At 66.4% G+C, this 7,161-nt stretch carries 6 protein-coding genes and 1 pseudogene; 3 read left to right on the top strand and 4 right to left on the bottom strand.

The window, feature by feature from the left end; translation table 11 throughout:
- The 3 genes from WBA11_RS11230 to WBA11_RS11240 all read left to right on the top strand — a co-directional run.
- A partial coding sequence (locus WBA11_RS11230; RefSeq protein ID WP_424520778.1) for an endonuclease occupies nucleotides 1-1,135 on the top strand: 1,135 nt, incomplete at its 5' end.
- A gap of 123 nt (nucleotides 1,136-1,258) precedes the next feature.
- Nucleotides 1,259-2,215, top strand: a complete 957-nt coding sequence (locus WBA11_RS11235) for a transposase (RefSeq protein WP_424520779.1) — start codon at nucleotides 1,259-1,261, stop codon at nucleotides 2,213-2,215.
- A gap of 156 nt (nucleotides 2,216-2,371) precedes the next feature.
- On the top strand, nucleotides 2,372-3,475 hold the full coding sequence (locus WBA11_RS11240; protein WP_424520780.1) for an IS110 family transposase: 1,104 nt from the start codon (nucleotides 2,372-2,374) through the stop codon (nucleotides 3,473-3,475).
- A gap of 281 nt (nucleotides 3,476-3,756) precedes the next feature.
- Here WBA11_RS11240 and WBA11_RS11245 read toward each other — a convergent pair whose 3' ends face one another.
- The 4 genes and pseudogenes from WBA11_RS11245 to WBA11_RS11260 form a co-directional block, all read right to left on the bottom strand.
- Nucleotides 3,757-4,938 carry a serine hydrolase gene (locus WBA11_RS11245; RefSeq protein ID WP_424520781.1) on the bottom strand — a complete coding sequence of 394 codons (1,182 nt, stop codon included), beginning with the start codon at nucleotides 4,936-4,938 and terminating at the stop codon, nucleotides 3,757-3,759.
- 161 nt (nucleotides 4,939-5,099) lie between these two features.
- Nucleotides 5,100-5,513 (bottom strand): hypothetical protein, encoded by a 414-nt coding sequence (locus WBA11_RS11250; protein ID WP_424520782.1) that lies wholly within the window; start codon nucleotides 5,511-5,513, stop codon nucleotides 5,100-5,102.
- Between the two features lie 188 nt (nucleotides 5,514-5,701).
- A complete protein-coding gene (locus tag WBA11_RS11255; RefSeq protein WP_424520783.1) occupies nucleotides 5,702-6,523 on the bottom strand; it encodes a hypothetical protein in 822 nt (273 codons plus the stop codon).
- A 212-nt stretch (nucleotides 6,524-6,735) separates the two neighbouring features.
- Nucleotides 6,736-7,161, bottom strand: a pseudogene (locus WBA11_RS11260) (hypothetical protein); the annotation flags it as partial.

Here is a 7,161-nt window from a genome sequence, read left to right on the forward strand (position 1 = left end):
CACCCCGGCCTCCGACCTCGACGGGTGGTCCGAACGGGCCTCCGGCCACCCCGGCACGTCCTACAGCGCCCGATTCGAGCCCCGCGAGGCCATCGCTGGCGACGTCGCCCGAGCCGCCGCCTACGTCGCTGTCGTGTACGAGTCGGCCGTTGACGCCGCAAGCGAACGACGCTTCTTGACCACCATGCTCGCCGACCTCAAGGCCTGGAACCATCAGGACCCGCCCGACGACCTCGAGGTCGCTGAATCGGACTGGGTCGCTGGGCTCCAGGGCACCGCCAACCCGTTCGTCCTCGACCCTACGCTCCTCGACCGGGCCTTCGGCGACTACCTCGCTCCGTCCGGTGACCCCGATCCCGGCGGAGACTCCCCGATCGTCTGGATCAACGAGATCCACTACGACAACGCGGGCGCCGATGTCGGCGAGTTCATCGAGGTCGCTAGCTCGGCGGGCACCGACCTCGACGGCTGGCGAATCGTCCTCTACAACGGCGCCAACGGCTCGGCCTATGACGACCGCGCGCTCGCAGGCGTGGTCCCCGACCTCGAGGCCGGGCTCGGCGTCCTCGAGGTCACCTACTCGATAAACGGGATCCAGAACGGGCCGAGCGACGGCGCCGCCCTCGTCGATCCTGACGGCCGCGTCGTCCAGTTCGTCTGTTGGGAAGGCACGCTCACAGCAACCGACGGACCGGCCCAGGGCCTCACCTCCATCGACGTCGACGTCCAGGAGTCCGGCGCCACACCCATCGGACACGCGCTCCGTCTCTCTGGGTCTGGCCGCTCGCTCGCTGACTTCGCCTGGTCCGGTCCCGGCCCGGCCTCGCCTGGGAGGCTCAACGCGTCCCAATCCGTCCCCGTCGCGACCGCTCTCGAACGCCGTCCTCTACGTCTCGTCCTGGGCCTTGCCCGGCCCAACCCCTCGACGGACTCGGTCCGGTTCAGCCTCGATTGTACCGGTCCCGTGCGGGCGACCGTCCTCGACGCGTTGGGCCGGCGAGTCGCTGTCGTCCTCGACGGTCCGTCTCCTGCCGACCTCGAGATCGACGTCTCCGCGCTACCACCCGGAGCATACGCGCTCCGGGTGGTCTCTCCATGCGGGTTGTCCAACCGGTCATTCACCGTCGTGCGCTAGAGTGAGGCGCGAGCCTGGTTCTTCGCCATCGGTGGTCGCCCTGAGACCGTGTTGCTCTGTTGAGAAGCTCGCGGGACCGGAGTCTACGGCTGGCGTTCGACGGTGGCACCCGCCGCTGATCCGATGGCCAATCGACTCCTCCGCTTCGCCCAGCTAGCCCACGAAGTCGCCTGCGAGGCGATCCCGGAGCGTGCCCACCGCTTCGCGCCCAAGCGCTACACCCAGCCACAGCTCTTGGCTTGCCTGCTCGTCAAGGAGTATCTCCGGCTCGACTACCGCACCGCCCAGGAGACGCTCGACGCCTCCGATGGACTCCGCGACGCAATCGGGCTCTCCGTCGTGCCCGATTACTCCACGCTGTGGCGCTTCGCCCATAACAAGGCGACCGCCGACGTGGTCGCGGCGGCACTCGTGGAGACCGTTCGCCGGTTCGAGGCCTCCGGTCACGATCCGCCGCAGGGGCCGCCGCTCATCGCCATCGACTCGACGGGCATGTTCTGCGGTCACGCCTCGCGCTACTTCGACCAACGGCGGCGCAAGGGCTCGACGTCGACCTACAGAGCGCGGGCCTACCAGAAGTGGGCCGCGGCCCTCTGGATCGGCCCTCAGCTCGTCACCGCTCAACTCTCGAAGCCGGGCCCGTGCGGCGACCACCCGGACCTGCCGCCGCTGGCCGAGCGCTCTGTCGCGTCCGTGCCTGGCGCGGTCATCCTGGCCGACGCGGGCTACGACTCCGAACGCAACCACGTCTTCTGCCGGGAGTATCTCGGCGTCGAGACGCTGATCCCGGCCAAGACGCGGCGCTACGTGGCGGGTCCAAGCGGGCGTTACCGCGCCGAGATGGTCGCGAGACTCGGATGCGCGACACTCGACGCCGAGGGCCAGTCGACACCGCGCAAGACCTACGGTCAGCGGTGGCTCGTCGAGACGCTGATGTCGGTCGCGAAGCGGAAGTGGGGCGAGGCGCTCGCGGCCCGTCTTCCGGTGATGCAGGAGCGGCAAGCTCTTCTGCGAGGCCTCGTCTACAACCTGTACCGGCTCGTCGGGCTCGGCGTCACGCCTAGATTGGCCGCTCCGTGAGCTTCTCAACAGAGCAGGGGCCGCTCAGCCGCCGAGGCTGAGGGCGCGGTGAATCGGGCGAGCAACCTACGCGCCGATCTCTCACCGAAGCAACAACGCTTAGAGCCCGAGGTCGGCCTGCAGTGGCGGGATCATTCCAATCAGGATGCCTTCCTTGTGATCCCACTCCCCGCCGCTGCCATGACGCCCGACTACTTCACCGGACTCGACCTCCACAAGCGCTCCGTCACCGCCACCACCCTCGACGCCCGAGGCGCCGTCGTGGCGACCGCCAAGATGCCCTGCCGACCGGCGGCGCTCCTGGCCTACTTCGCCCAGCAGCCCGGACGCCACGCCGCGACCGTCGAGTGCACCACCGGCTGGTACTGGGTCAAGGACGCACTCGACGGACACGTCGACCTCACTCTCGCCCACGCCAAGGGCATCAAGGCCATCGCCGCGGCCAAGGTCAAGACCGATAGCGCCGACGCGGCCATGCTGGCCCATCTTCTGCGGACCGATCTCCTGCCCGAAGCCCACATGGTCTCTGACGAGATGCGTCCGCTCCGCGACGTGCTCCGCACTCGGCTCCGGCTGGTCGAGCGGCGCGTGGCCGCCCAGAACTCTATCGCCCGGCTCTTGGAGAAGCACAACGTCCGCGACGTGGCCGAGCTCGACGCTTTCGGTCGGCTCCAGGCCGAGACCCACATCGAGCAGGCCGAACTGCTCCACGCCCAGGTCAAGCGGCTGGAGAGCGCGCTCGTGCCGCACCTGGTGCCCGACGCCGACGTCCAACGGCTCCTCCGCATCCCGGGCATCGGCAAGGCCTGCGCCTTCTCGATCCGCTTGGAGGTCGACGACATCAGCCGCTTCGGCTCCGACCGAGCGTTCTTCAGCTACTGCCGCCTCGTGCCGGGCGCCGACAACTCCGGCGACCGCGTCCGGCACAAGCGGAGCCGCAACGGCAACCGCTACCTCAAGCTCGCCTTCAGCCACGCGGGCGTCCGGGCGATCCAGTACTACCCCGAGGTGAAGGCGTGGTACGGCTCCAAGAAGCGCAAGAAGCCCGAGGCCGTCGCCCGCGCGCTCGTCGCCAAGGAGGTCGCCCGGATCGCGTACCACGTGCTGAGGAAGCAACAGGACCTCAACGGCCAGTTCAAGGGGAAGCCCTTGAGCCGGACGAAGAAGGAGCTATGGCCCCTCTTGCCAAGCCCGGCCAGTAGAACTGGCGACGGGCAGGGCTCCGGCCCTGTACCGCCCTCGGCGGGAATGGGAAGGTGAGAGGCGTGCCGCCGACAGAGATCTGGGACGACTCTCGCCCAAGAGTCCGTCGTCGAGACCGACGGCGAGAGCCCGTATGGGGGTGTGGCCCGCCAGCGCTTCGAAGAAGCGAGTTGACGAGGACCGACCCGACCTGACGCCGCGGTGCCGATGCTCCGACAAACCGAGCGCCCCCCAGATCGAGGGGTGCAGGGCGAGACTGCCCCTACGACTCGAAAAACGCCCCACTTGACAAAGACCTGATTATGGGGGTTATATGGCCGGTGGGTTTGGGTTAATGTTTACCGAGGTACTTGCGGAGGTGACACCAATGCAATTTGGGCGCGGACGTGCTCGAAGAACTCGGGGTCGAGCATCATCCGCGTCGTGAAGTCCGCAAACGGCATTCCTGAGTACCACGTCTCCCAAACGTGACGCGGGAGGCCCTGAACGAACAGTGCAACCACGATGCCCGACCCCGGTTCGCGGCCACCAGCCGGACCGCGAGCGTTGGTCTGAGGCCGAGCGTACATAGCTCGCGTCAGGACTCCGGCCACGCTCCCGCTTTTGAGTCCGTACGCCTCGAAGCGGTCCTGAGACCACCCGAACAACATGGGCCACCGGAGCACGTCCCGAACGTAGGCGGACACGGAATCGGATACGAACGTGCCCGTATAAGCCCGCGCCATGAGGTCGGCGTAGTCCTCGGCGGTCCCGGCCGGAAGCGCGTGGCTGTTCCGGCGCTGCTCGAAGTAGCTCAAGCGGATCGGGGTGAGCACCTGCCAGAACCGCTGCCCTCGGCGGTAGCCGGGGCTGGACCGGAACCGGGCAGCGCGTCGGAATGCCTCGTCGGGCGAGACGGGCACGCCCCGCGCGTTCGCGCCCCCGAACAAGCCGGAGATTGGGAGCGGGGGATCGGAGTCGGGAGCACCCGCCTGCACTGGCGAGCGGAGGACGGCGTCGCGGCCGAGTCGGGCGATGAGGTAGTCCGTCGCGGTGTTGCTACTGAACCGGATCATCATCCGGGCCACCTCGTCGAGCGCGACAGTCCCGCCCTCGGTGCGATGCACCGCGAGCGCCTGGCGGTGCGCGCCGCCGTCGGTGAGCGGGACGTAGTAGACCCCGACAGAATCGAGCGGGACTCGCTCGGCCGGATCGAGAAGCCCGGCCTCGACTTGGCGGGCATACTCAGCGAGCACGAGCACCTTCATCGTGGACGCCAGCGGGCGCGGGGTGTCCGCGTTGTGGTAGACCCCGCGCTCAGGGGCGTCCGTCCAGTAGGCGACGAGCGAGAACTCTTCCGGGTAGGAGGTCAGGTATTCGAGGACGCCCTCAGCCGAGTCGATCCGCCCCGGCGTCCACGACGGCCGTTCGAGGTATGAGGGTGAGTAGACGTCGGAGCCGACGCCGAAGAGCGTTTGGCACCCGCTGAACCCGAAACAGACGGCGAGAACGAGAGGAAGCGGGATGGCTTTGGCGTTCATTCGTAGCTCAGAGGGAAGGCCATATGACAGACGGACGCTCAGCCGCGTGAAGCTGAGGGCACAGCGTTCGGCCGAAGCGGTGGAGACACCGAAGCTACAGGCGGCTGAGAACGCTGACGCTTCACGTCGGCCTGCAGCGGCGAGTTAGGCGGCGCGGCGAGTTACGCGCCCTCGACTGACTCCCTGGGCCGCTTGAGTTCGAGCGTTCCCTCCTCCATGAAGCGTCGGAGTCGGTCGATCTCTGGGGAGCCCTCTTCCATGAACCTCCGGAGGCGGTCCAGTTCTGGTGAGCCTTCCTCCATGAACTGACGCAGTTCCTCAAGCTGAGGCGAGCCCTCCTCCGAGAACTGGCGGAGACGATCTAGCTCAGGCGAGCCTTCTTCCATGAAGCGTCGGAGTTCGTCTAACTCAGGCGACCCCTCGTTCATGAACTGCTGGAGTCGGTCCAGTTCGGGGGAGCCCTCTTCCATAAACTGGCGGAGTTGGTCAAGCTCGGGGCTCCGCGGGTCAGGGTCTTGCGCCAGAGCACCGGACGCGAAAGCGAGGGCAAGAGCGAGACAGAGGAGCGAGCGCATAGCCGTGTGGGGAGAGGGTCGCAGTTAAGATGCTGTAATACCGGCCAGATCGCAAGGGTAGCGCCGCCTAACAGGGGGCCGCTCAACCGCCCTGAGCTGAGGGCTAGCGGGCGGTACGGAGCGCAGGATACACCGAGGCCCGCCCAGAGCGAACGCGCTGACGCCCAGGGTCGGCTTGCAGCGGCGAGTTATACAGCGATTATTGTTTTATCGTTTCTGTCTGTTGATGCATCGAGCAGCCATCGCTCGGGGCAACCGTGCTCCTGCGCTCTTGCTAATCCCACGTTGAACCCTGCCTGCGCCGAAAGTCCCAGTGGCTCGTATCCGACAGAGCGAGCCGCTTCGTCACCGTAGAACGCCGTGAAGCACGTCGGGTAGTGCGCGCTGCGCAGAAGCGGCTTGATCACTTCGCGAGAGTACGATAGGTCATCTGCGTCCAAATCCGGAGCGTATCCCGCGAAGGCATAAGCACGCCCTTCTTGGCAAATCATATCGCCCAACGTTCTTGGCAGTCCGATGTGGCGCTGGTGCGCTGCCCGGTAGATCGCGGCCACGGTCTCACGCCGAACGTACTCCGCCGTAGGCCGCTCGTCCGTCCACAACTGGACACTCACCCACCGGTCGAAACCCACCGGGGGCGCGTTCTTAGGCAGCGCGTCATACTTGTTCGAGAACCGCCACTCAGCGTCCGTAAGGTGACGCTGCGTCCATCCGTTGCGGGGCACATCCGTCACGACGAGCATTGAGCGGTAGATGTCCGAGAGCGGTTCTAGCCTTCGGGCACCTTCGCTCGCAGCCTCCGCAGCGACACGCTCAGCGCCTGAGTCAATCAGGGCGTCAAGAAACGCCCGTTGCCGCCGTCCCATGGGGCTGAACGCTCCGATGGGAAGCGGCTCCCCGCGCGTCTCACCGAACGCGAGCGAGACGTATGCCTGAAAGCGCGGCATCACACCTTCGATATCGTAGAGGTCCCGAAGACTCCGGAGGACAGGGACAAGCAAGATTTCCATGAGGTCGTTTACAACTGGCGATAGGGAAGGCTCGCTTGTTTTCGTCGCACAACGAGTTGTCACTCGTTTGCGGAGAGGTCGCGCCGCTGTATAACAAATGGCCGCTTAGCCGCGAAGGGCTGAGGGCGGGGTGGTCGATCAAAGCGCAAGATGCGCCTTTGTCCGGCTCGAAGCAAAGACGCTGGCGCCCGTCGTCGGCCTACAGCGGCAGGTTACACAGCCGGGTCGCTGGCGAAGTAGAGCACGAAGCGGAGGTAGGGAAGCACATCTTCGCCCCGGTCAAGCTTCGCAGCGAGGAACTCCCACTGCCGGGCTTCGGCCTCGAAGTCCGTCTCAGACTGGACGCGCTCAAATGCGGCTCGGACCTCGACAGCGCTTCGGCGAACGTAGTCCGACCACGCCTCGCCTTTACGCTGGTCCTCTGAGCCAACCTCGATCCAGTATGGCTCGCACGTCCCGTCGGGGTATAAGAACTGCGGCTGGCCGCCAAGGTTGGCGAGGCCAGCAGCCTCCGCGGCGTCAACGATGCCGGGAATATCCGCCAGCGGCCAAGCGTACTCCTTCCCACTTCGAGTGGCGCTGGATAGGAACGGATAAGCTTCTTCCTCCTCAGTCACGATGGCGAGGCTGTGTAACAG

The sequence above is a fragment of the Rubrivirga sp. genome, from assembly GCF_049648075.1.
Classification (GTDB): Bacteria; Bacteroidota; Rhodothermia; order Rhodothermales; family Rubricoccaceae; genus Rubrivirga.